The sequence below is a fragment of the Alkalibacillus salilacus genome (genome assembly GCF_030812915.1).
Lineage (GTDB): Bacteria > Bacillota > Bacilli > Bacillales > Alkalibacillaceae > Alkalibacillus > Alkalibacillus salilacus.
In genome coordinates, this window is the sequence record NZ_JAUSTQ010000002.1 from 287017 (window position 1) to 312277 (window position 25261).

Annotated in this window: 30 protein-coding genes and 2 tRNA genes; 5 read left to right on the forward strand and 27 right to left on the reverse strand. The window is 37.7% G+C overall.

Annotated features, from left to right (window positions below):
- Positions 1–240: 240 nt before the first annotated feature.
- The 6 genes from tig to lipM form a co-directional block, all read right to left on the reverse strand.
- The gene (gene tig / locus J2S77_RS03670; RefSeq protein WP_306974740.1) at positions 241–1527 is read right to left on the reverse strand and encodes a trigger factor; all 1287 of its coding nucleotides are present in this window, start codon (positions 1525–1527) and stop codon (positions 241–243) included.
- Positions 1528–1657: 130 nt separating this feature from the next.
- Positions 1658–2653: a hypothetical protein gene (locus J2S77_RS03675; protein WP_306974742.1), complete on the reverse strand. Its 996-nt coding sequence runs from the start codon at positions 2651–2653 to the stop codon at positions 1658–1660.
- 108 nt (positions 2654–2761) lie between these two features.
- The gene (locus J2S77_RS03680) at positions 2762–3619 is read right to left on the reverse strand and encodes a fructosamine kinase family protein (protein WP_306974745.1); all 858 of its coding nucleotides are present in this window, start codon (positions 3617–3619) and stop codon (positions 2762–2764) included.
- 171 nt (positions 3620–3790) lie between these two features.
- Positions 3791–5065: a C40 family peptidase gene (locus tag J2S77_RS03685; protein WP_306974746.1), complete on the reverse strand. Its 1275-nt coding sequence runs from the start codon at positions 5063–5065 to the stop codon at positions 3791–3793.
- Between the two features lie 246 nt (positions 5066–5311).
- Positions 5312–6244 (reverse strand): lipoyl synthase, encoded by a 933-nt coding sequence (gene lipA / locus J2S77_RS03690; RefSeq protein ID WP_306974748.1) that lies wholly within the window; start codon positions 6242–6244, stop codon positions 5312–5314.
- A 4-nt stretch (positions 6245–6248) separates the two neighbouring features.
- Positions 6249–7082 carry an octanoyltransferase LipM gene (lipM, locus tag J2S77_RS03695; RefSeq protein WP_306974750.1) on the reverse strand — a complete coding sequence of 278 codons (834 nt, stop codon included), beginning with the start codon at positions 7080–7082 and terminating at the stop codon, positions 6249–6251.
- 278 nt (positions 7083–7360) lie between these two features.
- Here lipM and J2S77_RS03700 point away from each other — a divergent pair.
- Together J2S77_RS03700 and J2S77_RS03705 are read left to right on the forward strand one after the other, a co-directional pair.
- Positions 7361–7434 (forward strand) — tRNA-Gly (locus tag J2S77_RS03700).
- 13 nt (positions 7435–7447) lie between these two features.
- Positions 7448–7520 (forward strand) — tRNA-Arg (locus tag J2S77_RS03705).
- Positions 7521–7640: 120 nt separating this feature from the next.
- On the opposite strand, the gene J2S77_RS03710 is transcribed toward J2S77_RS03705, so the two are convergent.
- Positions 7641–8816, reverse strand: coding sequence for a tyrosine-type recombinase/integrase (locus J2S77_RS03710; protein ID WP_306974752.1), 1176 nt, complete (start codon positions 8814–8816; stop codon positions 7641–7643).
- Positions 8817–8831: 15 nt separating this feature from the next.
- Positions 8832–9335 (reverse strand): ImmA/IrrE family metallo-endopeptidase, encoded by a 504-nt coding sequence (locus J2S77_RS03715; RefSeq protein WP_306974753.1) that lies wholly within the window; start codon positions 9333–9335, stop codon positions 8832–8834.
- Between the two features lie 171 nt (positions 9336–9506).
- Here J2S77_RS03715 and J2S77_RS03720 point away from each other — a divergent pair, with 171 nt between their 5' ends.
- Positions 9507–9761, forward strand: coding sequence for a hypothetical protein (locus J2S77_RS03720; RefSeq protein WP_306974755.1), 255 nt, complete (start codon positions 9507–9509; stop codon positions 9759–9761).
- A gap of 10 nt (positions 9762–9771) precedes the next feature.
- Here J2S77_RS03720 and J2S77_RS03725 read toward each other — a convergent pair whose 3' ends face one another.
- Complete coding sequence (locus J2S77_RS03725) at positions 9772–9990, reverse strand: phage holin family protein (protein ID WP_306974936.1); 219 nt, start codon at positions 9988–9990, stop codon at positions 9772–9774.
- Between the two features lie 241 nt (positions 9991–10231).
- On the opposite strand from J2S77_RS03725, the gene J2S77_RS03730 reads away from it, so the two are divergent.
- Positions 10232–10753 (forward strand): hypothetical protein, encoded by a 522-nt coding sequence (locus tag J2S77_RS03730; RefSeq protein ID WP_306974757.1) that lies wholly within the window; start codon positions 10232–10234, stop codon positions 10751–10753.
- Positions 10754–11222: 469 nt separating this feature from the next.
- On the opposite strand, the gene J2S77_RS03735 is transcribed toward J2S77_RS03730, so the two are convergent.
- Together J2S77_RS03735 and J2S77_RS03740 are read right to left on the reverse strand one after the other, a co-directional pair.
- A complete protein-coding gene (locus tag J2S77_RS03735) occupies positions 11223–11471 on the reverse strand; it encodes a phage holin family protein (RefSeq protein ID WP_306974759.1) in 249 nt (82 codons plus the stop codon).
- Position 11472: 1 nt separating this feature from the next.
- Positions 11473–12252, reverse strand: coding sequence for a peptidoglycan recognition protein family protein (locus J2S77_RS03740; RefSeq protein ID WP_306974760.1), 780 nt, complete (start codon positions 12250–12252; stop codon positions 11473–11475).
- 76 nt (positions 12253–12328) lie between these two features.
- Here J2S77_RS03740 and J2S77_RS03745 point away from each other — a divergent pair, with 76 nt between their 5' ends.
- Positions 12329–12601 (forward strand): hypothetical protein, encoded by a 273-nt coding sequence (locus J2S77_RS03745; RefSeq protein WP_306974762.1) that lies wholly within the window; start codon positions 12329–12331, stop codon positions 12599–12601.
- Between the two features lie 188 nt (positions 12602–12789).
- On the opposite strand, the gene J2S77_RS03750 is transcribed toward J2S77_RS03745, so the two are convergent.
- From J2S77_RS03750 to J2S77_RS03825, 16 genes are all read right to left on the reverse strand, one after another.
- Positions 12790–12957: a hypothetical protein gene (locus J2S77_RS03750; protein ID WP_306974764.1), complete on the reverse strand. Its 168-nt coding sequence runs from the start codon at positions 12955–12957 to the stop codon at positions 12790–12792.
- 2 nt (positions 12958–12959) lie between these two features.
- The gene (locus J2S77_RS03755; RefSeq protein ID WP_306974765.1) at positions 12960–13175 is read right to left on the reverse strand and encodes a hemolysin XhlA family protein; all 216 of its coding nucleotides are present in this window, start codon (positions 13173–13175) and stop codon (positions 12960–12962) included.
- Positions 13176–13274: 99 nt separating this feature from the next.
- The gene (locus tag J2S77_RS03760; RefSeq protein ID WP_306974767.1) at positions 13275–13616 is read right to left on the reverse strand and encodes a right-handed parallel beta-helix repeat-containing protein; all 342 of its coding nucleotides are present in this window, start codon (positions 13614–13616) and stop codon (positions 13275–13277) included.
- A 120-nt stretch (positions 13617–13736) separates the two neighbouring features.
- Entirely contained in the window at positions 13737–13988 is a 252-nt protein-coding gene (locus J2S77_RS03765; protein ID WP_306974769.1) for a hypothetical protein, read from the reverse strand.
- Positions 13989–14001: 13 nt separating this feature from the next.
- Positions 14002–16998, reverse strand: a complete 2997-nt coding sequence (locus J2S77_RS03770; protein WP_306974771.1) for a phage tail spike protein — start codon at positions 16996–16998, stop codon at positions 14002–14004.
- Positions 16999–17012: 14 nt separating this feature from the next.
- A complete protein-coding gene (locus J2S77_RS03775; RefSeq protein WP_306974773.1) occupies positions 17013–18491 on the reverse strand; it encodes a distal tail protein Dit in 1479 nt (492 codons plus the stop codon).
- 9 nt (positions 18492–18500) lie between these two features.
- Positions 18501–21314, reverse strand: a complete 2814-nt coding sequence (locus J2S77_RS03780; protein WP_306974775.1) for a phage tail protein — start codon at positions 21312–21314, stop codon at positions 18501–18503.
- Between the two features lie 17 nt (positions 21315–21331).
- Entirely contained in the window at positions 21332–21646 is a 315-nt protein-coding gene (locus J2S77_RS03785) for a hypothetical protein (protein WP_306974777.1), read from the reverse strand.
- A 41-nt stretch (positions 21647–21687) separates the two neighbouring features.
- The gene (locus J2S77_RS03790) at positions 21688–22062 is read right to left on the reverse strand and encodes a tail assembly chaperone (RefSeq protein WP_306974779.1); all 375 of its coding nucleotides are present in this window, start codon (positions 22060–22062) and stop codon (positions 21688–21690) included.
- Between the two features lie 50 nt (positions 22063–22112).
- Complete coding sequence (locus tag J2S77_RS03795; protein ID WP_306974781.1) at positions 22113–22664, reverse strand: phage major tail protein, TP901-1 family; 552 nt, start codon at positions 22662–22664, stop codon at positions 22113–22115.
- A 48-nt stretch (positions 22665–22712) separates the two neighbouring features.
- Positions 22713–23096 carry a hypothetical protein gene (locus J2S77_RS03800; RefSeq protein ID WP_306974783.1) on the reverse strand — a complete coding sequence of 128 codons (384 nt, stop codon included), beginning with the start codon at positions 23094–23096 and terminating at the stop codon, positions 22713–22715.
- Positions 23097–23444 carry an HK97-gp10 family putative phage morphogenesis protein gene (locus J2S77_RS03805; RefSeq protein WP_306974785.1) on the reverse strand — a complete coding sequence of 116 codons (348 nt, stop codon included), beginning with the start codon at positions 23442–23444 and terminating at the stop codon, positions 23097–23099.
- The gene (locus J2S77_RS03810; RefSeq protein ID WP_306974788.1) at positions 23435–23746 is read right to left on the reverse strand and encodes a hypothetical protein; all 312 of its coding nucleotides are present in this window, start codon (positions 23744–23746) and stop codon (positions 23435–23437) included. Before J2S77_RS03810 ends, J2S77_RS03805 begins: the two co-directional genes overlap by 10 nt.
- Complete coding sequence (locus tag J2S77_RS03815; protein WP_306974790.1) at positions 23746–24078, reverse strand: phage head-tail connector protein; 333 nt, start codon at positions 24076–24078, stop codon at positions 23746–23748. Before J2S77_RS03815 ends, J2S77_RS03810 begins: the two co-directional genes overlap by 1 nt.
- A gap of 5 nt (positions 24079–24083) precedes the next feature.
- Positions 24084–24296: a hypothetical protein gene (locus J2S77_RS03820; RefSeq protein WP_306974792.1), complete on the reverse strand. Its 213-nt coding sequence runs from the start codon at positions 24294–24296 to the stop codon at positions 24084–24086.
- A gap of 29 nt (positions 24297–24325) precedes the next feature.
- Complete coding sequence (locus J2S77_RS03825; protein WP_306974794.1) at positions 24326–25258, reverse strand: phage major capsid protein; 933 nt, start codon at positions 25256–25258, stop codon at positions 24326–24328.
- Positions 25259–25261: the final 3 nt, after the last annotated feature.

The window sequence follows — 25261 nt, forward strand, 5'->3', positions numbered from 1 at the left end:
AATCAAAATACTTTTTAATTCACAAATGAAGATATTAGAACCTCATTCATTTTACACATTCCATTATGTACTTCTCAGTCGTTTAAGTCAAAAGAAAAACTTATATATAACATTATGTCTATTCTTACCAAGGTGTGTTCAATTAAACCTTAATTACTACTAGCATATGTCTTAAATCAAAAGCATTATGATGATTGTAAAACAAGGCACGTTAAAAACGCGCCTTGTTTAATATTATATTTATGCCGTTTTTGCATGTTCAGCTAAGAAGTCAATTGCTTTCTTCAACTTCAAGTCTTCATTAAGTGCTTCAGTGTTGCCACCAAGCATTTGTTTTAGCTGTTCTACATCTGTTTGATACATTGAAGCCATTTCCTGTAGTTGATCTTCAATATCTTGATCTGTAACTTCTAAGTTTTCTTCTGCTGCGATTGCTTCTAACGTTAAGTTAGTGCGAACACGTTTCTGTGCATCTTCACGCATTTGCTCTTTAAGATCATCTTCACTTTGACCAGCAAATTGATAATACATATCAAGCGTCATGCCTTGCATCTGTAGGCGCTGCTCGAATTCTTGCAACATACGGTCAAGTTCAGAATCAACCATTGCATCAGGGACTTCAACAGTAGCGTTCTCAGAAGCCTTTTCGACTAATGTTTCACGCTTTTCCTGATCAGCACTTTGTTCTTTTTGTTCTTGTAAACGCTGCTTAGTATTTTCACGTAGTTCATCTAGCGTTTCAACTTCGTCTTCTACGTCTTTTGCAAATTCATCATCAAGCTCTGGTACTTCTTTTGTTTTGACTTCATGAATTTTAACTTTAAATGTTGTTTCTTTACCAGCTAATTCTTCTGCTTGATAATCTTCTGGGAATGTTACTTGAATTTCAGTTTCTTCTCCAGCCGTTTTACCAACTAATTGCTCTTCGAATCCTGGAATGAACTGGCCAGCACCTACTTCTAATGTGTGGTTTTCTGCTGAACCACCCTCGAATGCTTCACCATCTAAGAAACCTTCAAAGTCAATAACAACTGTGTCACCATTCTCAACTTGTCCTTCTTCTTTAACGACAAGTTCAGCATGTTTCTCTTGTAGTGACTTCAATTCTTCTTCAACTTCTTCATCTGTAACAGTTGTGTCTTGCTCTTCTACCTCTAAGCCTTTATATTCCCCTAGCTCAACTTCAGGTTTTACTGTAACAGTTGCTTTGAAAATAAGTGGTTGACCTTTTTCGATTTGTTCAACATCAACATCAGGACGATCAACTGGTGTGATTCCTGTTTCTTCAACTGCTTTCATATAAGCATCAGGTAATACAATATCAACTGCATCTTGATAAAGAGACTCAACACCAAAGCGTTGTTCAAAAATACCACGAGGCACCTTACCTTTACGGAACCCTGGTACTTGAACGTCTTTCACAACTTTTCTAAAGGCTTGGTCTAATGCTTGATCGAATTCTTTCGCATCCACTTCGACCGTTAAGACGCCTTCATTACCTTCTTTCTTTTCCCATTTTGCTGACATAAATCTTCCCTCCAACATCTATTCATCTACTTTATTGTCGTTTGGTTCATGCAATCACTAATCATGCATAATGCAACTCATATATTATAACATAGAAATTTAGACGTTCAACACACATGTTTAACGAATTTTATTCACCAATTTGAGAGAAATATATTTTCTCTAATTGTTCTATATCTTTCATCCATTCTTGCTGTTCAGGTGTTGCTTCTTGATGTTTATCCACACCTTCATTTAATTGTAGATACTGCTGAGCCAACAATAAAACCGCTTCACCTAAATCGGTTACATTATTTTGGGTTGGCTGAGGAACGAACGGAAACTTTATGTACAAATATCGATACAGAATTTGTTTCAGAAATTCAAACAGGGTGGGATCGTTTTGCTCAACATCATCTAAGTAATGAATCACACTTTTGGCAAATGACGTATCTAAAACATCACTTAACTCACCTGGCCTAACGTGATCAGATTCACCAAACTTTTCGACCTCAACGGCCTCTTCAACCTTTTCTTCCATAAACCATTGGAGGATGCCTGTTTTAATCACTGGATTCAACCTTGTATCACTTAGATAGGGTTTAACCATCTCTAAATAAGGATCGACTTCGTGTTTCCGATGATAAGAAAGTAACTTCCATTGTTCCTGAAAGTTTCCATTCTCCAGTGCCTCAATAAAGTGATTGATATGTTCCACCGACTCTGTCTCAGAAGCAGAAGCACGCATATCTGCACTCACATCGTATAATTGTTGAAACGCATCTTGATATTCAAACGGAACCGTTTCTGTTTCAAATATCTCATCAAGCAAATCAATTAAATCTTGGTACTGGCTCGTTTGAAATAGAATGGTTAAGTAAATATGTAAATACTTATAATAATGATCTTGATCCTCCCGCATTAACCTCCGGCACAAACTAATCGCTTCATCATATCGAGCTAACTCGACGTATGCGATTACTTTTGCTGTAATAATGTCGTGGGAGGCTTCATTGAAATCTTCTAACTTTTTAATATGTAATAATGCTTCTTCATAATATTTCTTCTGTATAGCCTCATAGGTTTTATTCTCTAATTCCTTTCGCCATCCAGGAAACATGACCACATCTTGCTTCTCATCACTCATGTTCTCACCTCCTTCTAACGTATCTATAGTTTACCCACTTTGAATATTTCAAAACATTTAAGTACACACCTAGTGTAGCAGAAATCGGTTATTTAATTAATATTATTTTTAACCTACATAATAGTTTACAATGCGATCTACAGATGATCCATACACCTCACCGAATATATTTAAATGCACAAGCAGATAAAAAAGCTGATAAATGGGCTTAACATCAGAATAATAAGGTTCTATATGATTTGTTGACCGATAACCTTCATAGAATTTATTTGAAAATCCGCCAAACAGTTCTGTAAAAGCCAGTTCAAAATGACGATCCCCATATAGAAATGATGGATCTATGACATAAGGCTCCCCATCTTTAGAAAACATCCAATTACCACTCCATAAATCACCGTGTAAATATGAAGCATCTGGTTTTTCAGGTATTAAATTCTCGATCCGTTCTAATAATTGATGTATCTTCTTTTCCCGCTCACCTTTAATCACGCCAAGAGATTCGCCAATTTGAATTTGGTTCAACAAACGTTGGTCGCGATAATATTTATTCCAAGACCCGTATAAATCGTTAGGTTGTTTAAGTGTTCCAACATATGTAAAATGTGGATACCCAAAGTGATTATGGATCCGATTATGTAATTGACCAATCTGTTCTCCAAGTTGTCGTTCATCACCATGTTTTTGTGCGTCAATCCATTCTAATATTAAATAACTTAAATCATCATGATCATTCACATCGATCATGCTCGGCACATTGATAGTATTAGTTTCATTAATTTTATTAAGTCCTTCTACTTCTCGATTAAAAAATGCTTCTGGACCTTGCTTATTCACTTTCACGAAATACTCTCGGTCCATAGTTTGAACATAATAGCTATCATTTATATCTCCACCAGAAACTGCCTTCATTCGATTAATGGATTCACCCGTTACATCTGAAATAATTTTTTCTAAACGAACTGACATAAAAACTGTCTCCCTTGCATAAGATTTAACTAGTTTTATACTAACAGCCAATGAATATAAGTCGCTAGTTTTAAAATTTTGAGTAAAAAAACCGAACTAACTGTTTATTAAACAGTTAGTTCGGGTATGTGTTAACTATCCGTATTTTATAAAGTAGAGATTAGACTTAATTTATTGTAAACGGCGAACATGACCATTAAATTTACTTGACCAGTATGAGTTATTCATACTTGCAACAGCTACACCAGTAGAATTTTGTGCGCCTAAGAATTCACCGTTACCTAAATAAATCCCAATATGGCCGTTCTTTTTATACGTGTCGAAGAATACCAAATCACCACGTTGCATCTGACTAGATGATACGCGTTGACCTACGTGAACAAAATCGGAAGTGCTTCGACCTTGTACGTTTAAACCACCTTGTCGAAACGCCCATGTTAAGAATCCTGAACAATCAAAACCTGATGCTGACGTACCTCCCCAAACATACGGGGTTCCTTGTTGAGACAAACCTGCTTGGATGACACTTTCCATGCTGCCGTTTCCGCTTGGTGCCGAGCTTGATTGATTGCTAGAGTCATTGGATTCATTCGTATTACTTGATGAGTCATTGCTATTGTTATTCGAGTTATTATTTGAGCTGTTACTAGAATTATTATTTGACGTTTCTTGTGATGCTAAAGCTACAGCTTGGTTCTGCTCTTCAATTTCTTGTTCAATATTATTTTGAATAGAAGCTAAACGGCTATCTTCAACTTGTAATTCTTCTTGTAGGGCAACTAATTCACTTTCTTTATTTTCTAAAGTCTGAGCTTTGTTTTCTGTTTCTTCTTTTTGTGTCTCAAGTAACTCATTCATGCCAACCATTTCTTCTTTTTTACTCTCAAGTTCACTCATACGATCTTTTAATGCTAGTTCTTTTTCTTCCAATTCCTTTTGGTCGGCAATATGTTGTTCAACCAACTTCTTGTCAGAATCCATTACTTTATTGACCGTTGAAACACGAGAAACAAAGTCACCAAAGCTACTTGCACCTAAAACAACTTCAATATAATCAACACTGCCACCATTTTGTTGTAGCGATGATAATCGATTTTTTAAGACATCTTTTCTTGTATCAATTCGTTCTTGAATTTTAGCAATCTCTTGTTCTAGTTTTTCCGCTTCTTCTTCTTTAGCTTGAATTTCTTCTTTTGTTTCTTCTAACTTTTCTTCATTCTTTTCAATTGCATCATTTAATCTTTCAATCTCTTGATCTAACGTTTCCAATTCCGTTACTACATCTGCTAACTCTTGCTCAGCATCTGATAATTCTTCTTGTAATTGAGACCGTTCTTCACTGACTTCATCTTCACGTTCTTCTAAACTCGGTTCAGCATATGTATTTATGGCGATCAAACTGCTGAATGAAACAAATAAAATTGTTAAAAAGATAATTTTCCTCATGGATTCAGTCACCTCTAAATTCACTCTACTTTTATACTCTATTGCTTAGTATAACACATGTGTCACCCCTATGAATTTTACAATTATATTTCAAATTATTATATTACTATTAAATTTATTGCATTCGATTTATTTCGACAAACTATTAATTACACTTTCAATTGTGTGGTTTGCTAGATTTATAACCAGTCTCCCTAGCAGAAAAGCTAGTTTGAATAATATTATTCAAACTAGCCTTATTGTTTATTAAAATATTGATTTACCTTCTTGTTCCTCGACCCCTTGCATGTACTTAATTCGATTTTGAGTCGATGCATTCACCTGTTCATCAGCATGATAAGAAGAGCGCACTAAAGGTCCCGACTCACAATGTGAGAACCCTTTTTCTAGTGCAATCTGTTTTAAATCCTCGAACTCGTCTGGGTGGTAGTAACGTTCCACATTTAAATGTTTGCGGGTTGGTTGTAAATATTGTCCAATAGTCACAATATCAACGTTATTAGCGCGTAGATCATCCATTGCTTCTATTAATTCTTCTTTTGTCTCACCCAAACCAACCATGATACTTGATTTTGTCGGTGTATTAGGTGCTATTTCTTTAACACGTCTTAATAATTCTAATGATCTTTCATAACGAGCAATAGCTCTTACCTTTTTAGTTAATCGACGAACCGTTTCAATGTTATGATTGAATATATCAGGTCCACTGTCCATTAACGTATGTAAGCTTTCGTAATCACCTTTCATATCTGAAGGTAATATTTCGATACTACACCCTGGGTTTTCACGACGAATTGCATTAACTGTCTCAGCAAAAACAGCCGCGCCGCCGTCATTTAAATCATCCCGTGCAACAGAAGTAACGACAACATGTTTTAATCCCATGACTTTAACAGAGTCTGCCACACGTTGTGGTTCATTCCAGTCCAATTCATTTGGAAGACCCGTTTTAACTGCACAAAACCTGCACCCACGCGTACAAGTATCACCTAAAATCATAAAGGTAGCCGTCTGACGCTCACTCCAGCACTCATGAATATTTGGACACTTCGCTTCTTCACATACCGTATTAAGCCGATTATCGCGCATTAATTTCTTTAAACTTTTATAAGATTTATTCGTGTTTAATCGTGTTTTAAGCCATTCAGGTTTTCTTACATAAGTCGTTTGATCTGCCATAACATTATGCCTCCTGTCTATTTCGTTTAAAATTCCAGTTATCATTTCCATATTTAAATTTTACTAACTGGTAAACTTCATCCCACTGTTCCTTCGTTAATTCATAAGGTACTAAGTTAACATCAAATGCTTCATTAAATCCTTTCTTAAGGGCATTTTTTACATCATCATAATTCAATTCATCATGATTCAACTGATTAATTGTTGTTGCTTTCTCTTTAAACGACTGGCGTCTATGGGTTTTTAATTCCTCATTCGGAAATCGAAATAGATCAAAAAGCATCGTCGTATCAAGCGTCAATGGAATTGAACCATGCTGCAATAACACTCCATTTTTTCTTATTTGAGCATTTCCTGATAACTTCTTATTGCCAGAAAGCAACTCATAATAAGCAGGTCGCTCAAAACAAACATCGCTTCGATTTGAAGTACTAGGATCAGTTGGTGTTGCATGCTCTACTTTAATTCCTAATTGCTCAAACCCTTTCACAAGACCATGAGATAACGTATAATATGCATCTTTAATAGACGATGAAACCATTTGATGGTCTTCAGGAAGAATGATACTGTAAGTCAATTCATCATCATGCAACACGGCACTCCCACCTGTTAATCGTCTTACAAATTGACAATCATAAGCTTCAACTGATTCAAAATTAATAGTCTGCTCAACAGATTGAAATTGACCGACTGACAAACTCGGGTTAGTCCAACCATAAAAGCGTAATGTTGGTAGCATTTCACCATCTTTTTGCCATTTTAATAAACATTCATCAACAGCCATATTCACATCAGCATCTAATAGTCCATGTTCAATCACAAACCATTCTTCCGCCATTTCATCACCTCAGTATGCATTCATTAAATTGTTAGTTAGCTTACGATAGTTTTTCAAATTCATATTAGTAGCAATTCATTTCCGTTGTTGGATAGACATATAAAATACTTACAAAAAATTGTAACAATTTAAAATAGTGAAGTAAATATGAGATTCTATAATCGTTTTAATTAAATTTATGGTTAGAATATTGACAACTACAGCCTTGCTTTATATAATAAAACTTGTCGCAACAAAAATGTTGCTTATTTTGATTAAAATAATTTCATATGTGTGATGCGGGTGTAGTTTAATGGTAAAACCTCAGCCTTCCAAGCTGATGTTGTGGGTTCGATTCCCATCACCCGCTCCATTTTTTTGACGTTGTCCCGGTAGCTCAGGGGATAGAGCAACAGCCTTCTAAGCTGTCGGTCGCAGGTTCGATTCCTGCTCGGGACACTCTAAACGAACACGCTCAATCCTTTGCATGACAAGGGATTGAGCGTTTTTTGTTTTTTAACACTTTTCTTTATCAAACTAAAGAGTTTGGCTTTTTGGGGCAGAATTGGGGCAGGATTTTTAATTAACATCTTTTTTCTTAAAAAACTCACTAAAATGATCCGCTGCTAATTCATCGATCTCTACTATATTATGTCCGTATATATTCATTGTTGTTCCTATATTTGTATGGCGTGCTCGATCACTAATGGTTTTAATCGGCATACCTTTATGAATTAAATAAGTAACTGACAGATGCCTTAAATCATGAAAACGTACATTTCCTAACTCATTTTTGATTCGAAACCTTCTCCACCATTGGCTAATGGAATCAGGCCGCATTGGCTTTCCAAGATCATCTGAGAATATAAACACACGCTCAGGATTGTACCATAAATTTTGTGCTTTGAATTTTTGTAGCCGCTTCATCTTAATGCGCTCTTCTAACATTTCTGCTAGATCCTTAGGAATCGCTACATAGCCTGAAACATTGTTTTTGATATTCTTAATAACCAAACCTTCGCCGTCTGCTTCTGTTATTGATTGTTCAATATGAATAGCATATTTACCATCTTTCTTAACCAAATGCTTGTCCTCTAGCGCTGATAATTCCCCTTGTCTACATCCCGTTATAAAAGCTGTCCAAAAGATTAACTGTTTATCTTTAGGTTGATGGCTGATCAACTCAATCATTTTCCAAATTAAATCAGATGAATAATCTACTTCATGTTTGTGGTTCGTTGACGGTAGCTCTACCCCTTCAGCTGGATTAGATTTAATCAATTGCCAATCATGTGCTTTTTTTAATAAAGAGTTAAAGGCTTTGTAGCAATTACGAATACTAGACGCTGACAGATTCCCCTCTTTTCCGTCTAACCGTCTCCCATTTGTTTTCAAATCATTAACAAAATCTACTATGTGAATCGTTTTAAAGTCTTGTAATTTAATGTGACCATATTTAGGTAGAATCCGAGCTTCAATAATACGAATAACATTTTGCTTAGTATCTGGTGAGTAGTAATCATGCGCATGCTTATCCAACCACATTGGATAGAAATCTTTTAATTTTAGGTCCGTTGTTTCTATCAATTGATCTTGCAAGTAATCAGATTCCAGCTGCGACAATATCTTTCTAGCTTCCGTTTTATTTTTGGCTGTAACCGTTTTTCTAGTTCTTATTGGGTTGCCTCTTTCGTTATAGCCTGTAACAATAGACAATCTGAATTTGTTTTTCCCTCGTTTTTCTACACTTCCCATATTCAACAGCCCTCCTCATAGGTAGCTTACATCATAATTACTATATAAATAGGTAGATTTTTGATTACGATAGATCTGTTCAAGTCGATCAAATACTAATGACTTCCTAATACAAAAGGATTCAGCTAATATACCGACAATGAACGGATCATTAAAATCATAGTGTTTAATCATGTGATAAGGTAATGCAGCATACATTGTGAAGGCTTGAGCATCATTTTCTTGAAGCTCACGGAATGCATTAGGCATTAATGTTTGATGGCCTGCATGTCTTAAAATGTGGCATAGTTCGTGAAAGAATTGCTCACGTTGGATAGACTCGGGCTCTCTTGAATCAATAATGATTCCTCGATAACGCACAATCACATCAAAACGAGGCAGCATAGGTTTGCGGTGAGTATGGATATAAAAAATGCGGCCGATTCGGTCTATGTTCAAATCTTGTGGTGTCATAATTTTGTGGCGTAGATAAATGTTCCTTACAAAGTCTTCAAGTGCCGTGGTCTGATAATTTATCATTTCATCACTCTCCCTTGCTCACATTATAAGAACATATGTTCGTATTTGCAAGTTGGATTATGATTTTTAGGTAATTATTGTTATTTTAATTAGCATCTTTTGTCGAAAACCGACCATTTATAACACCTTATGCTATTATATAGCAGAAAACTAAATAGGAGATGATTACTAATGCTTTATCGTTTACCAGCAGCCGAAGATTTGACCAATGGTGAATATCAATTTTTACTAAAAGCGCAACGTGCACATGTCATCAAATTGAATTCAGATAAACATAGTGATTTTGATGTGAATAATATAGTTGAAGTTACTAGAAATATGGATGAATACTGTGTTGATGTTCAGTATTTGAACGGGGAATGGTTTCATTATTATCCAGATGGATCGTGGTCTGTTCACAATAAAAAAAGCCCCCACAAAAAGTGAGGGCTTTAACTTATTCTTGCTTATCTTTTTGTTTGACTAGTTGATATCCAAAAACCGCAGCACCTGTAATTAAAACACCCTGAACTACTGCATCTACATTCAACCCAAATAAAAGTAGCGACAGGCCTAAGCCAATCGCTAGTAAAATTCCTGGTATGAATTTGTTTGGTACGATCTCCATCTGTTTAACCATTTTACCGATTATCATAAGTACTAATATAAGTGCCAGGGTATTTCAGTCAGAATAATATAACAATAGTTATATTATTTTTGTAAAATTCCAAAAATCAAAGCATATTGTCTATGAATTGGATTGAAGATTTATATTTGGCCAAAAAACTCGAAAGTGGCATTTAAAAAAATTGACTCTAAAATTGTATCATGAGTTCAATCTTACTGAGAGGAGGTTACTGTTAGTTGTCAATTAGATGGCAAGTTAAAACTATTATTATTTTATAGGAGGCTAAAAAATGAAAAAAAGGTTTTCTTTAACTCTAATTTTTACTCTGTTGTTTTCAATGATTTCATTTAGTACTATTAATGGTGACACTGTGGAGCCAAAGACTATTGACGGTCCTGACGGTTATATTGAAATTCCCTCAAGTGTTGACGGTGCAGTTGTGCAGCACGAACAAATTTTTGACCACTATTCACAGGAGATAACTACTTACTATATGAATGAAGATGATGCTGAAGATTTTGCAAGAGAACTACGTAATTCATCTTGGTCTCAGGTTGGATCTTATGTCTCCTCTGCCTTATTAGGGCACCCTAATGGTACAATACTAGGTGGTGGATTTCTAATTGATTCATTAAGAAGGAATTCTATTGCTGAGGAAATTGAAGATTATGCTGACGGAGGTGTGAAGTTTGAAATAGTAGATCATCGCTACGGTTGGGGGTTAGGAAGTGTAGAAAATTGGAGTACTGATTGGATTAATATAGGCGAGAATAGTTACACTGAGTTAATAGACTATGATTATTATTATTAGAGTTTAATATAAAAGGGGAGATAACTTTGAACATCTATATATTGATATTACTTATTTCAGCAATACTATTTGCTATAATTAGTATTTTCACTAAAAAAACCCCTTTTTTCCCTGATTTTAGTGCAGGAAAGTATAGCAAAGAGCAAAGGGTATACTCACAAAGAATAAGTGCATGTTTAACAAGTATAGCTTGTCTTATTCTAGCAACATTAATCCACTTTAACCTTTTACTTCCTACTTTCTTTTTATTAATCCCTATAATCTGGGGCTTATTAAATGCTTTATTTTTACAAATATCTAAGAAAAACCAGAAAACGATTGAATAAGGTTTTTATCATAATCCATATGAAGATAAATTAGCCACACAATCACCTGATATTGGTAGAATAAATGTATTTTATATTTAAGTAAGGAACAAACTCAAGAACTAAAAAGAGAAGGACCGAAATTAAGATTCGGTCCTTTTTTCTTACTCATCCTTCAACTGCTTTACCATCTGATTACCCAAAACTGCAGCACCAGTAACTAAAATACCCTGAATGATTGCGTTGATAACTGGTTCTACTAAAAAAACCGCCAATCCGATACTTACACCTAATAGTGCAGTCGGAATATAGCGGTCTTCTAAGTGTTTCGTTCGTTTTAAAATCATGCCTGAAATCACTAAAACTGGAATCAACACCAGTGCCTCTTCAACGATATAGTCCATAATCTCCATATTATAACTCTCCTTTATTTAATGCTTTTTGTAATGTTTCTACTACTAAACTAGGCTCGCTCAGTTTACCGTCTACGACTGTTCCTAAGTGCTGCTGTAATTTGGTGATTGTGTTAGGTCCTAAATAGCCGTCAACATTAGCACCAATCAAGCCTTGTAATGCTTTGATGACTAAACTACCTCCACTGCCAAACTTGATGCCAGAGACAATCTTTTCGGTTACATTGTTGCGTAGTTGATTACTAATCACGCCATCAACAACTGTGTCCAATTCTTTTTGTAGAGCAGTTGTCGTTTCAGAGCCCCAGTAGCCATCAACTGAGATGTTTGTAGATGGCCGATTCAATGCGCCTTTTAAATCAACCCGAAAATGATTCATGTTGATACCAGGACAAGCTGTGCTAGCCCCGCTAAATTCTTTGTGCCCTAACACATCATCAATACTTAAATTGAAACGATCTAGTGCTTTGTGAATACGATCATGTAACGTTTTAAGCTGAGCATCAGTTGGATCGCCATTACCCACATAACAAATATGAAGGGTTGTTTGGTTGTGGCCATAAATGCCATTAGTCACAACGTCACCGTCATAGCAAAGTTGAAAGTCACCATTGCGTAATACGACTTCATGATAGCCACCGGTCTGCCAACCCTTCGACTTCCAGTAGTTTTCAAATTTGAACACGTCACCGCTATCTGTTCCTGAATGGTGTAATGCTACATTTTTCACTTGTGAGCGTTTGTCATGTCCGCCCATTGTTTGACCTCTTAAATCTTGCATTAAAATCACTCCTTATATTTAGTAGGAATTTCCTCCCTTCTTGTCGAATGTGCGTGTTAGAAGGGAGGTGTTATTTATGAAAAACATTACTAGCGAAGAAATCATAAAAATGGTTAATGAAATAAACCAGGAAAAAAATCCAAATGTCGAAAAGTATATTGATGATTTATTTACAGAGTACCTTGATATTGAATACTTGAAGGATTTCAAACTAACTGGTGAAGAACAACTAAAGTTAGAAAACGCAATAACCCATTTAATTCAAGTGAACACTTTAACGTCCGTTAAAACAACTTTAGAAGTTCTTGAAAAAATGGGCATCATCAAAAGTGAAGACAATGAACAATGAACTATGATTTTGGATCGTAATAAGTTCTTAGTTTAGTTGGTTTGACCAGAAAACCTTCAGTATTAACGTACACATTTGATCTTGATCGAGTATATTTTCTTTTAGTAGGAGTGGAAGCTCCTACTAATTTTTTAATTAATTTAATCATCCTTATCACCTCTTATTTTGGTAGAAAATCATTATCCAATTTAGCCAATAGTGTTACCAGGGAATTCAAGGGAGTCAGCTTTCATAGCAACTTTGTCTGCTAAACGACGTTCTTCGTTGTTCTTTTTCAATTCACTTACTTCTCCAATTAAAATCGAAATCTTAGATTCAAGCTCCAATAATTTTAACTCTAACTCTTCATTACTCATTTTTAGCCTCCTTGTGTAATTACTAAGCTCAATAAAGCCATTAAAATAGCGCCTATAATTAGGCGCAGAATCCAAGTCGTATTACTTTCGATTTTATCGAGCTTATTTTCTAAATGATCTGTTCGTGTTTCAGTTCGTGTCTGCCGATTCTCTAAGTCACCCACACGATTATCCAGTTGCTTAAATTCCTTTCTGGTTACATAATGTTGTTCACTCATCCTCAACCTCCTAATAAGTTATTTGAAAAAGCTTACTCAACGCTAGCGCCCATCAGTGTCCTTAAATCAATAAAAAAGAGCCCTTATTTGGACTCTAAATTATATTTCTATTCCATTTGATATTAGTATGGCTTTATAAGTAGTCGACACAATATCAACAGTTATTTCTTTCCCTATTTCTTTCAGAAAAGCCAATGACTTTTCATCGCCAATTTTGGCTTTCTCTATTTGTTGTTGTATTTCCTCATTTTCTCTAATATCTCGAGCGAGTTCATATGGATCGGTGGTATTAGTATTTTCAATTGTGTTATTTAACACTTTAACATCTTCAGAATCTAAGATATCAATCCCTACATCAAAATTCTTTATATCGTTATTTTCTGCAGTTACATTTCGAGAATTCTCTATTCTTATAGCAGTACTCTTGTTTTTATTAGTCATATAATCCACTCCTTTAGTTGGATTATAACACATCAACTACTGCATATAAGTGCTCTAAAAAATGATTGTTACACCATTGTTTTCACCCACCATGACCTTCCCTAGACATAATAAAAACGCCTAATCGGCGTCATTTTTGAGTTCGTCTCGACAAACTTTACACATATTCATTTGGCCAACTTGCTTGAGCTTGCCGTTGTTATGACCACATACGTCACAATGTTTATCAGTTGAACGTATAAAAACAGCTTGTTCATTGGAAAAAACCTCAACATTTCCGTCTTCAGCTATACCTGCTGTTTTCAGTTTTTCAACTGGTATTTCAACAACGTTACCATCTAATCGCTTTAACGTACCTAAATATTGCTGCATCTAATCACCTCTTTTAATTATCTATACGTTCCCAGGCATCGCCGTTGTGAAAATACATCCCAAGACCCTGATAGCCATCAAAATAAACTAAAACACCTGATTTGTTTGATGGTAAACTTGATTGTAACGATAGTCTTAAAATGTCGGCATTGACATCACCTACATTATCAAGTTCATTACCCATCATATCAACGCTATCGTACATATGAAGAGGGCCCCAAGACTCCATTAAGTCATAAGTGCGAATACTTTTTGTGTTAATTGATTCGGCTAGTTCACGCCCTTTCGCAAAGTTGTAATGCGAATTTTCAGCGTTATAAACTGTTGGCGTATTCCCTTCTACCATTTGAACGCCATCTATTTGCACCCAATAATCATTACCACCATTAATAATAACTTCTAACGATTCATCAGGGGCAATATCGGGTGTTGAAAACGTGTGAGCGTGTCGCTGAACTGAATAATCACTAGGCACTGTTGGGAAAACCTTACTGACCAAACGTTCTATACGTTCACCAACTGCATCCATATGCCAAACTTCTAGTCTCAAAGCACCTTCGCCTGACACATTCCACTGCTTTTTGCAAAAAGCCGAAATCGTATACTGCGTATTTGGTGCTGCGCCAACAACTTGATTAAAAAATCGACCATAGTTAACAACTAAGGCTTTCTCACCAAATATAGGCAAGGCCTCTTGTGGGTCGGGTCCAAGTTGAACGGCAACTTTAGGATTGTAATTGGCATACCAATCAAGAGAACCATAATCATTGTTATTTGTTGCGTCAACCCAGTTATGCGTCGAATCAACGTCACCCGTTGTATCTACCAATTCAAAATTATGATCGCGCAATAGATTGTTTTCGGACGTTACCTTGTACGTCATGCCTGACTCTTCTTCTAAAAGAAAGTCACCGTTCCGAACCGTGACTTCTCCAAACGTACCAGTCGCGCCTTCCAATTCTCCCGCAAACTTACCAGTCTCGGCTTGGATCTCACCGCTAAAATAACCATTTTCAAAGTGTGCATTACCGTCTAAATCAATCCAACCAACCGGATTGTCATTTTCATCGTATTGTATCAAGCCATTCACGCCATCAAATTCAAGACGTGCACCATTTGGGGCCGTTCGCAATGGCACGCTATTAACATCAACAATGCCTTCTGATAGATTAGACGCATTTGATGCATAATCTTTAGCGTTTTGTTCAGCTTGATTGATTTCTTCATGAGTATCTTCAGGCGCAGGTGTCCAATCGGTCGCTTTGTTACCTTTCTCTGTTTTTAGACTAAACAGTTCAAAACTACCACTTTCAACATAGTCAAAACGTACACTTATCCTAGCCCTAGAAAGGTTGTCAGGTACTGTCTGCGTGGTTTCTACTGTGTATTCCCCATCATTGAAATCACTTTCGTTGTTGTAACTCTCTATTGTCGGATAACTGGTAGAGCCGTCTTCAAAATCGTATATCAGTTGAAACTTTAAATACAAGTCATCGGCATTAGAATAAGTTATGTCTTGTAAGGTGAACTTAAATGAGAAAGTTACGTTTTCCCCTGCTAGTTTTGAATAGTCGTTGGCGAGTTCGTACGCTGAAAAACTTTGACCTGAACTACCGTCGAAACTATTTTTAGTAACACTTTCTACTGTGTCTAAAGCATAGTTCCTTCCACCAATTTCAACTGCGTCTACTTTTGATTGAGCGCCACTAGGTGTTTCAGCACCGACTTCATTTGCTTGCGTTGGCGTCATTTTTCTCCATTCGTTACCAATAACAACATGCGGAATATCTATATCACCAGATGTATCGACCCAAATCGGATTGTTAGATTCTTGAATTTGAGGTGGCGTGTCTGATTCGATTTTTTTCGGTTCAGCATAACCATACATTTCAGTTGCTTCAATTTTTTTAGCGATTTTAGATTGCAATTCACGCCAAACATTTTGTACTTCTTCTTCAGTAAACTCTGTAAAGTCACCTAGTTTAACCTTTTTAGCCGACTTGTCGACAATGCTACGCTCTTGTTCAAAAATGCGAGCTTCTAAATATAAAGGCGGTTCGAAGTTTGTGTCTTTAATCTTAATCGTATCACCGAATCTGATTTTTTTATTTTCAAGACCTGGAACATGTTCTAAATCAATAATACCCGCTTCAAATTCAACCACTTCATTAATGCGTTTATTGAGTTCGGTTTGCGTGTATTGTTCGAGTTCGCTTTCAGTCATGTCTTGGCGTGTTGATTGAGGCTCATACGTGTCGATTAAGTGTTGTAGATTTCCTTGCTTATCATACCAACCCCACCTTTCAAGCGCATCTTGATCTTCGACAAATACTTCTAAGCGTGTACCATCTTCACGTTCGGGGCCAACTCCAACTAAAGCAGTGTAAACATTATCCGTTTTTTCTGTTCGTTTAATGCTTGCTAAGTCTTTGCCGAATGTGACTTCTCGTCCTTGCCAACGACCACGACGTTCTAACAAATCAACAAATCGTCCTGTCACGCGATTGCCATCTATTTCAACACGAAAGCGTAATTCAGCATCAAATTCGTTTGCAATTGTTTTTAAAAACGCGAAGGGATTGCGATGGTTCTCAACGTTAAACGTAAGAATGTTTGTGATTTCAATAATGCCTGGTTGCCATTCGGTTCCATCAGTAGCGTGTCCGACCATCTGTGTAGCTGTCTGTGATTCAAACGTTTGTGGATAAATGATTGCTTGTTTTTTAAGCGATTGATAGCTAGCGTTAGCAAACACTTCTGCTTGACTATTAATATCTTTGATCGCTTCATGCATGATAAATTCACGGTATTCACCATCTTCACCAGGAATAATCAACCGATTCCGTTTTTCGAGATACTGACTAAAACGCTTATCAGCAAACGTGGTAAAGTCAAACGTTTCGAGCGTATCTTTTAGCGATTGCTTATGCACATCTTCTATGATGTATTCTTGTGTTATCACGTCTAATATTTGGTCGGTTTGGCCATCTAAAATGTGAATTTGCGACATCTTATCACCTGCCTTTATTTATAAGTAGGACGATACTTAACAGAACCTTCTACATCTGATAACAACGCCAATTCATTCTCACCCGGTGGCAATTTAAAATAAGATGCGCCAAAATCTTTTAGATCCGTCGCATCTTCGCCGTTAATTAATATAGATTCGTCTTCGTGGTCAAATGTAATCTTATCGCCTTCGCCTGCAATGTAAGGAATGCCTTCCTCATGATTAATCTTGTCAATTTTAACAGTGGCTACATTGGGATCAGTTGATGATTGCGTGCCATACCTTGAAAACGCAATGACGACTTGTTCGATCGGCGCTTGATAGTTAGAACTACGATCATACCAAGCCACATAACGTCTTGTATGATAGCCTTGAGATGAATTCCCCATCAAAATTTGGGCTACAAATCGTGTTCCTTCACGTGTCAGTTTCAGAATACCTGCAAAGTTATTCCAAACACCTCGTTCGTCACCATATTCATCAATTAAATAATGTGGCTCTGTGTAACCCAAGCGCACAATCCCTTTATGCAAAGATTGTTGATTATGACTATCACGCATTGCTAATTTTGCAACTTGTGTGCCATCTGCATCCAATAAATAAATGGCCACTTCACCAACACGATCGTATCCGTTATAAGATGATAGATAGGTAGATAGTCTAAAATCTTGCAATGACTCTGATAGAGATTGCTTAATTGCAGGTCCATGCCAACCAGAATCTTGACCGTAACTAGCAGGTTTAGTCACATCTCCATCACTTTCAATTGAACCATCAATTACATGGTCGACTTCGCCTGACTGCGCTTGTGTCCAACCAACTGTCGTTGAACCTTCAAAGGATAAAATAGATTCATATTTTTCAAACGTGTAGCTATCGACGTCAACAGGTTGACCAATCATCATATACTCATCACCATTACTTACCATCGCGAATGTGATTGGAGCTAGAACATCAAATTCAAATCTAGGTTTAGCTGCTTGTGTACCTTCTACATTGATAACCGTGCCTTGTCCTGTTAGGTCTACTTCTTTCTCTGGACCGTATTTATAAGGGTCAGAACACAAAAATGTGATTGTTGCTACTAAGCTGTTGCTATCTTCTTCCGGCACTTCATTGGACTGCGTTGTAGCATAAAAAACGGCATTCTCATCTGAAAATGCCAGTTCGTTTTTAGTTCCTCGTAGTAAGTCATTTAAACGATTATACCGATCGCGGAAGCCTTCGTTTGTTTCATCCTTGATTTGATATTTAACTGTAATTTCGCGCATATCCATTGTGTAACCATCTGATTCAATCGCGCCACTCATACCCGGTACTTCCGTTGTGTTAATTCGATTGTTCACGGTGCTTCGGCCAGCAATCGTTAACGTCTGAAAACTTCCTGTATCATCAGTTAAAACATCGTCTAAATTAATACCATTGAAGGTTGTTTTTATTGACAGCGAGGTACTTGTTGTACCTCTTTCGTTTATATCCACAAACTCGTACATAAGTACCTCCTATCCTCTGAAACTCTCTTTCAGATTCGCTTCCCTTGTCTGAACTTTAGATATATCATCCACATGTGCTTTGAATGTTCTGTTACCCATTCGCAAATTAATGTTCACAGGTTGCCTTTGAGTAAAACTAACATCAGCATTAACAGCACTCTGTACTTCCGCTTTGCTGTTACGTTTCAAGTCTTTTAGGCTTGATGTAATCTGTGATGATTTTACTTGTAGGTCAGGTTTGAATGATTTTGTTACCGCGTTACCAACATTTTCAGCAGCCTTTTTGACAGAGCGAATCTTATCGAGCATACCTTCGCTCACACCTCCGGTCACCCATCGTCCGACACCTTTATTCATTAATTTGGAAGGTGAGCTTATGCCGAAGAAGTTTGTGAATCCATCTTTAACACTTCCTGCAACACCTTTGGCGGCATCTACGGCTGCGCCTGCCATATTGCCAATACCTTTGATTAAGCCGTTGATGATATCTTCACCAATACCAACTAAATCAACGCTTTCAAAGAAGCTGAGAATGTTATCCCAAATATCCTTAACCGTATCTTTAATGGATTCCCAAGCACCTTCCCAGTCGCCTGTCAAGATGCTCATGCCAGTGTTTATGATACCTGTTGCAATATCAATACCCGACTTGATAACACCTTCAATGATGCCCCACGCAATTTGAACTGCGCCAGATATGAGAGGCCATACGGTTTGGAATAGGCCTTTTATAAATTTCAATCCTGCTTTTATAAACGACTTAACCGTTCCGAAGGTTGCAATGACAACACTCTCGATATATTTCCACGCTACTTTAATGACACCCATTATAAGGTCACCATGTTGTTGCCAAATATCTTTGAAACTATTAACAATCGTTTTGACAACATTCCAAACGGTTTTTAAGATACCGACAATTGTGTTATAAACCGTGTCCCAAACACGTTTAGCTGTATCAAGAATTTGTTGTTGATTTTCTTTCCACCATGTAACTAGGGCGCCTATAACGGTTTTGACTAGGTTAGCAATGAAGTTAACAATCGTCATGAACACGGTTTTAATCATGTTCCAAGCTTTGATAACGCCTTGTCTGAACTTCTCGTTTTCATTCCACAATCGAATAAACACGGGAATTAACAGAGATAGTACGCTAATGATTACGCCAACAGGGCCAAGCAACATTGTAAAAGCTCTACCAAGTATAGGAAGTATCTTAGATGCTATAGGCATAATCACGCCTCTTATTCGCGCGAACAAAGCAGAAACAGTCTGTATTGGCGCTTTAAGGAAATTGAATGCTTTGGTAACGACTTTCATAATCACAGAACCTATAACAGAAAATGCCGTTACAATCATGGTGATAAACGGAACTAACGACAATAACGCACCGCCTAGCACCGTTCCTGCCGCAATTAGCTTACCGATGATCGGGTTTGCTTCCATCATGCTACTTATCCATTCAAACATGCTGTTTGCCACATCTAACATAGCTGAACCTAAAGGCGCGAGCGCTACCCCTATATCAATGATAAAACCTATGATATTGCCAATTAGGTCAATTATTTTCGGGCCATTTTTCTGGACGTATTGAATGAACTGCTGAAAACCGTCGGAACTCGCTACCGTAGATGACCATTTTTTAAATGAATCCATCATATCTGACAGCGCATTGAATATTACTTCACTATTACCACTAAATGCCTTAAACAAATTAACAACACCCATGAAGGCATCGCCGAATATACTCTTGATCGTTGGTAAGTTTGTTTTGATATAATCAATAAATGACTGTAAAGATTTCGATCCTTGAATGCGCTCAGTAAAGTCAGCAAACGATTCGCCCATATCTGCAAAACCTTGTGCCATAAAATCTGTTAAAGGCTTAAATGCAACTGTTAGATTCATCAATCCTTCGATAAATCCGCCGACACCATCAACAATTTGCTGTAATATAGGTGCTGCGTTTTTGTTCAAGTATCCGAAAAATGCTTGTGCTGCTGATGAGTCCATGAACGTTTTGAATTGCTTTGATATATTAACGACGGCATCAGCCACATTATCAAACATCGGAGCTAACGAATTGACGACGGTCTCTAATCCTTCCATGGCGTTGCCAAATGCCGTAGCCGCCTGTGGCGCTATGGCATCTTGTATGTCTTTCCACGCACTTTTGAGTCCATCTAACTGCTTAGCTGCTTTTATGTTCTCTTTTGTCGCTTCTGCTGTGCCATCAATAATGGATTGTATAGTAGGCGTAGCCGCCGCACCAAAAGCTACTGCTGCTCCGCCAGCTATTCCGAATGCCGCTCCTAAAGCTACAGCCCCAGATCCTACAACTCCAATAGCATTACCAACCGCCATGACAACTGGCACCATTGATGCAATGATCGGTGCTAGCGTAGATGAAAATGAGATGCCAATACCACCTATTACACTTCGGGTTACCGTTCCGAATGACCGCATAAAATTAGCCATGCGGTTTATGGTTTGTTGGAAATTCCGTACACGTGCCTCGATTGGAATAACTATCTTATCTCGTGAAAGTGCTTTGGCTTTAGCGGTTAGTTGTGCTACTTTACGCATGAATTCAGTAATGTCGGCGCCAATTTCTTTATCTGCGTCAGGTTTTAAGAAGCTTTGCATCATCTTCTTAGCTCGTTTAATATTACGCTGCAATGGCTTAATGTCAGCATCTAGTTCCGTATCTTCCACGGATTCTGATTCGCGCTTGAACTTTTGCGTAACATCCCGAGCCGTCTGAATCGCTTTCCGAAATTTACTTGTTTTCGCTTTTAATTCCGCTTCAATACTGTATTCGGCCATCAACTCACCCCTTTCTTTTACTTATTGCGTTTCATAGCCAGTTCAGCAGGTGACAACTGCCTTCTGTCCGTTGCTTTCTCTGGTTCTTGATACTGCCCCTCAACCTGTTTTATTGCCTTCTCATAATCGAAAAAGTCTTCAAACTTCTTGAAGATATATTCCTCTTTCGGATTCTTATCTGTACCTTTATTTTCTGTGGCACTTGCGTTTCTGTTTAAAAACGCAGCCAAATGCAAGCGGTACATATCATCAATTTCTTTGTATTCTTGTGCGTGTGTTTTATAGTGGAATTCCGATAATGTCATCTCTTCCACGTCACTCAATCGTTCCATGCCAAGTTTTCGCATGGCATGGATGACAATCTCGTTATAAGTTAGCCCTCGTTTTCCACTGCTTTTACTGGACTCTTTTTCTTCATGTCTTCTGGTACTAGATTTCGGGTCATAGGTCGCTTCCCCAATTCTTCAATGACTTGCTCTCCGAATGCTTCAAAGCCTTCGTTTTCTGCAATGTCGTCAAGAATAACTTCTAAATTCTCATAGGTTTTCGGACCGTTTTTTCCGGATGCAGCCTTAATGATTTTTGAAATACCGATGATGTTACCGGATTGCAGTTTCGGCACTAGCATTTCGACTCCTTCACCCAGATTAGCCCCTTCCATTTCAAACCCTAGTTCCTTGTCGATCTCCGTCAATGTTCGTAGTCCAAATGACAATTCAATTTCTTTTCCATTAAAGTTAATATGCATATATTATTCCTCCTTAAATTTAAAAGGGAGAGCCTAAAACCCTCCCTCGTTTATGCTACTGGATCCGTTTCATCCGGTTCTGCCAATCCATCATCCGCAGGGTCTTCTTGCAGTACGTCATGGAACACATACGATAGTGTTTCCAAGTCACCTTCTGGCAAAGTGGCCCGCCCTTTTTGACGTGTCCCGGATGTTAAGAAAGTGCCTTCTACTTCGGGGTTGTCCTCGGATCCATCTGTGGTTTCCCATTCCGTGATATATCCTTGTCGGTATTCAGCGCCGAATGTCGTTGTACTGTCTGTGTCATCAACTTCTTTATCAGCTAAATCCACTTCCCACATTTCGACTGCATAATCATCTACAATCGAATCCTCTAGCATCGTAAAAGTTGGGTCTTCTTCGGATTGCAATGCTGTAATAGAAACCTCGTCCTCTAGTGCAGCTGATCCTTGAACATTTCCATCTTTCGTTGGTGTAGCCTCACGATCACGTGAATAAGACTTTGAATGTTCTGTCTGAAAAACAAGTTTAGCTGCCTCGGATGCTTCTCCGAGTTTGCGAAAATATAATACTTTGTGTACGCCGTTTGCTATTTTAGCCATTTATTTGTCCTCCTTTTTATCATTAAAAAAGCACCCTAATTAGAGCGCTTAGGAAATTCTATATTCTGCCGTAATAATGCTGTGCAACAAATCGTCATCTGTGCTGTTATCGTAAATCGTGTTGGCATTAAGCGTGTTATATTTCAAATAATAGTTTTCTAGTCTTTTGAGTTTCCTCAATGCCATTTTCAACGCATAAACCATACCGGAATGTTCAGCTCGGTTGTTAGCGTATCCCCAAACATGAATTGTCTGGGCCAGCGTGCCAGTGATAACTTGTTTATTATCCACCACATCGTCTTCTGTTGTCTCTGCTACATGAACAAAAGGGTATGCTGTTTCGGCACTGGGGAGATAGTCATACGTATCGTACCCCAGTGTTAGTGATGCGCTGAAAACAGCGTTATACAACTGTATGTCGGGTGCCTTCATTTACTTCACCAACCTGTCTAGATCAGCAAGAAACTGTTTCCTTTGCTGATTATAAGCGTCAAATAAAAACAGAGTCCCACTCATAAATCTTGTTCCCCACTCGATATATCCACTGTGCTCAGATTTAGACAATGTTTTATAATGCATTTTGTCTAATCTCTGTGTTTCGATGTTCCTTACTGTATACCCAGTTGCATAGCCTTTATTGAAACGCTGTTGCCCGTTCTTTTTAGCGTCGCCAGTCATCTCAATAGTATTATTCCTAACGATCTTATCCACATCATCGTCAATCTCCTTATCCATACGTTCCAGTTTAGAAAGCAGAGCGTCTAATCCGTCTAATTCCATGCGCTAACACCTTCCAAATAAAAAACGCTCTCTGACTTGTGCGGAACATGCCTGAGAACGTTATATTTCTGATCGCCAATCATGGCTTTATCAGCAAAGTCTTTATATGGACGCTGTAACCTTGCCGTGGCGACTTTGTGATCATATGAACCGAATACCGCCGCCGTCTTATCTAAGCTGACAGCAGACACATGAGCAGGTAATGTGATACCTTCATCGACTGCTACCTCTGTTTTACCAGTCTCAGGATTGTATTGCCTGCCTGTGGTTTTATACAAAGTTACCCGCTTATCATATCTCATCAGAAGAATCTCACCTTTCCTACTTGTTCACTCTTCGGTATATAAGTCTCCAAGATCGATAGATAAGGTATGAGGTCGTCCTCAGTGAAAGAAACGGAATGCCCTTCGACTGATTCAGAGGTCATCCCTTCGCTTCCAATTCTGTTATAGCGGTTGATCGCCATTTCTTCCACAATAAAATTCAATTCGGTGGGAATATTGTCCAATTCAGCGTGTTGCTTCAACCACACTTTTAGCCGTGCTTCAACGTTAGTGATGATAACGTTCAACTGATCATCTTGTAGGTTATCTTTGATACCCAAGACGGTTTTCACATTTTCTAAAATAGCCATTTTGATCACTTCAATTCGTTTTCGGCTTCTTCTGGTTCTTTAACCTCATCAGTGCCAACTTTTTCAATAAGTGGGGCTTTAACATCGTTTTCCTTGCTTAATAATTCGTCCAAACGTTCTTGAGACACTTCTCCCTTTTCAGGGAAAGTGTCCCCCTTTCTATAATGACGTTTGTTGTCCTGCTTATCTCTAAAAGCTCTGATTACTTGATAAGCCATGGTCATTCATCCTTTCAATTAAATTTTTATTATCCTGCTGGAGCTGCATCAGGTGTTAACTTAGCAAAGGCTCCATCTTTCACAATCATCATACCTACATCCATTGTTGCGCGCAGTGCTACCATTTCTTGTTCAAACAAGTTAACAGGAGATCCGTCTTCATTTGTAATGGTGGAAAGCTGTGCTTCTTCAGAAATGTTGTATTCGATGTTGAAAGGAATACCATAGCGCAAGTGGTCAAAGTTACCTGCATACAATGTTCCTTTCGTAAGATTAGCAGATTTCAAGTTAACAGTTGGAAGCCCGTCAATTGTTCCTGCTTGACGATCGAATAAGGAATCACCTTCCGAATCAGTTGCTGTGCGCAATGCTGTGTTGTTTTGCACTTTAGAAATCCATGCGTTCGCTTCTTCATCCTCAGAATATAACGCATCTTCTACACCTAAAAGGTTCTCGTAACTGATACCGTCATAAACAATGTTACCTGCATCAACAGCTGACTGATCAATTGATTGTGGGAATGGGTTTGCCTCATTCAAGATACCTGCTTCATCGAACTTTTTGTAAAACGCTTCTGCGATTTTAGGGCGCATGAGCTCGAAAAAGTTAGAAACATTGTATTGCAAATATTCACGAGAAACCGGGAGAATAACCGCTAACTTCTTAGCTGTCATTTCCACTTGCAGCAAGGTTGGTTTTGACGTTTGAATCTTCTCAGCCTCACCTACCCAGTAGGCTCCGGGTCCTTCTGCAAAATATTCAAAGGTTTTCTTCTTGTCTGTCATTTCCTCGTAAACACCCAGTTGCATAATCTTAGAGTTTTGCATAACATCCTCTAAAATCATTGTGTTGTGCTTGTCTGGGATAGAACCGTCTTTCTTTTCATGTACCATTACATTATCTGGGTCAAACGTCTGTGCGAAAAACTGTAGATTTAATTTCAATGGTTGTTGTTGTGCCATAAT

Coding starts and splice junctions, on each gene's coding strand:
- tig (WP_306974740.1), bottom strand. CDS start 1,527: ATGTCAGCAAAATGGGAAAAGAAAGAAGGTAATGAAGGCGTCTTAACG.
- J2S77_RS03675 (WP_306974742.1), bottom strand. CDS start 2,653: ATGAGTGATGAGAAGCAAGATGTGGTCATGTTTCCTGGATGGCGAAAG.
- J2S77_RS03680 (WP_306974745.1), bottom strand. CDS start 3,619: ATGTCAGTTCGTTTAGAAAAAATTATTTCAGATGTAACGGGTGAATCC.
- J2S77_RS03685 (WP_306974746.1), bottom strand. CDS start 5,065: ATGAGGAAAATTATCTTTTTAACAATTTTATTTGTTTCATTCAGCAGT.
- lipA (WP_306974748.1), bottom strand. CDS start 6,244: ATGGCAGATCAAACGACTTATGTAAGAAAACCTGAATGGCTTAAAACA.
- lipM (WP_306974750.1), bottom strand. CDS start 7,082: ATGGCGGAAGAATGGTTTGTGATTGAACATGGACTATTAGATGCTGAT.
- J2S77_RS03710 (WP_306974752.1), bottom strand. CDS start 8,816: ATGGGAAGTGTAGAAAAACGAGGGAAAAACAAATTCAGATTGTCTATT.
- J2S77_RS03715 (WP_306974753.1), bottom strand. CDS start 9,335: ATGATAAATTATCAGACCACGGCACTTGAAGACTTTGTAAGGAACATT.
- J2S77_RS03720 (WP_306974755.1), top strand. CDS start 9,507: ATGCTTTATCGTTTACCAGCAGCCGAAGATTTGACCAATGGTGAATAT.
- J2S77_RS03730 (WP_306974757.1), top strand. CDS start 10,232: ATGAAAAAAAGGTTTTCTTTAACTCTAATTTTTACTCTGTTGTTTTCA.
- J2S77_RS03735 (WP_306974759.1), bottom strand. CDS start 11,471: ATGGAGATTATGGACTATATCGTTGAAGAGGCACTGGTGTTGATTCCA.
- J2S77_RS03740 (WP_306974760.1), bottom strand. CDS start 12,252: ATGCAAGATTTAAGAGGTCAAACAATGGGCGGACATGACAAACGCTCA.
- J2S77_RS03745 (WP_306974762.1), top strand. CDS start 12,329: ATGAAAAACATTACTAGCGAAGAAATCATAAAAATGGTTAATGAAATA.
- J2S77_RS03750 (WP_306974764.1), bottom strand. CDS start 12,957: ATGAGTAATGAAGAGTTAGAGTTAAAATTATTGGAGCTTGAATCTAAG.
- J2S77_RS03755 (WP_306974765.1), bottom strand. CDS start 13,175: ATGAGTGAACAACATTATGTAACCAGAAAGGAATTTAAGCAACTGGAT.
- J2S77_RS03760 (WP_306974767.1), bottom strand. CDS start 13,616: ATGACTAATAAAAACAAGAGTACTGCTATAAGAATAGAGAATTCTCGA.
- J2S77_RS03765 (WP_306974769.1), bottom strand. CDS start 13,988: ATGCAGCAATATTTAGGTACGTTAAAGCGATTAGATGGTAACGTTGTT.
- J2S77_RS03770 (WP_306974771.1), bottom strand. CDS start 16,998: ATGTCGCAAATTCACATTTTAGATGGCCAAACCGACCAAATATTAGAC.
- J2S77_RS03775 (WP_306974773.1), bottom strand. CDS start 18,491: ATGTACGAGTTTGTGGATATAAACGAAAGAGGTACAACAAGTACCTCG.
- J2S77_RS03780 (WP_306974775.1), bottom strand. CDS start 21,314: ATGGCCGAATACAGTATTGAAGCGGAATTAAAAGCGAAAACAAGTAAA.
- J2S77_RS03785 (WP_306974777.1), bottom strand. CDS start 21,646: ATGGAACGATTGAGTGACGTGGAAGAGATGACATTATCGGAATTCCAC.
- J2S77_RS03790 (WP_306974779.1), bottom strand. CDS start 22,062: ATGCATATTAACTTTAATGGAAAAGAAATTGAATTGTCATTTGGACTA.
- J2S77_RS03795 (WP_306974781.1), bottom strand. CDS start 22,664: ATGGCTAAAATAGCAAACGGCGTACACAAAGTATTATATTTTCGCAAA.
- J2S77_RS03800 (WP_306974783.1), bottom strand. CDS start 23,096: ATGAAGGCACCCGACATACAGTTGTATAACGCTGTTTTCAGCGCATCA.
- J2S77_RS03805 (WP_306974785.1), bottom strand. CDS start 23,444: ATGGAATTAGACGGATTAGACGCTCTGCTTTCTAAACTGGAACGTATG.
- J2S77_RS03810 (WP_306974788.1), bottom strand. CDS start 23,746: ATGAGATATGATAAGCGGGTAACTTTGTATAAAACCACAGGCAGGCAA.
- J2S77_RS03815 (WP_306974790.1), bottom strand. CDS start 24,078: ATGGCTATTTTAGAAAATGTGAAAACCGTCTTGGGTATCAAAGATAAC.
- J2S77_RS03820 (WP_306974792.1), bottom strand. CDS start 24,296: ATGGCTTATCAAGTAATCAGAGCTTTTAGAGATAAGCAGGACAACAAA.
- J2S77_RS03825 (WP_306974794.1), bottom strand. CDS start 25,258: ATGGCACAACAACAACCATTGAAATTAAATCTACAGTTTTTCGCACAG.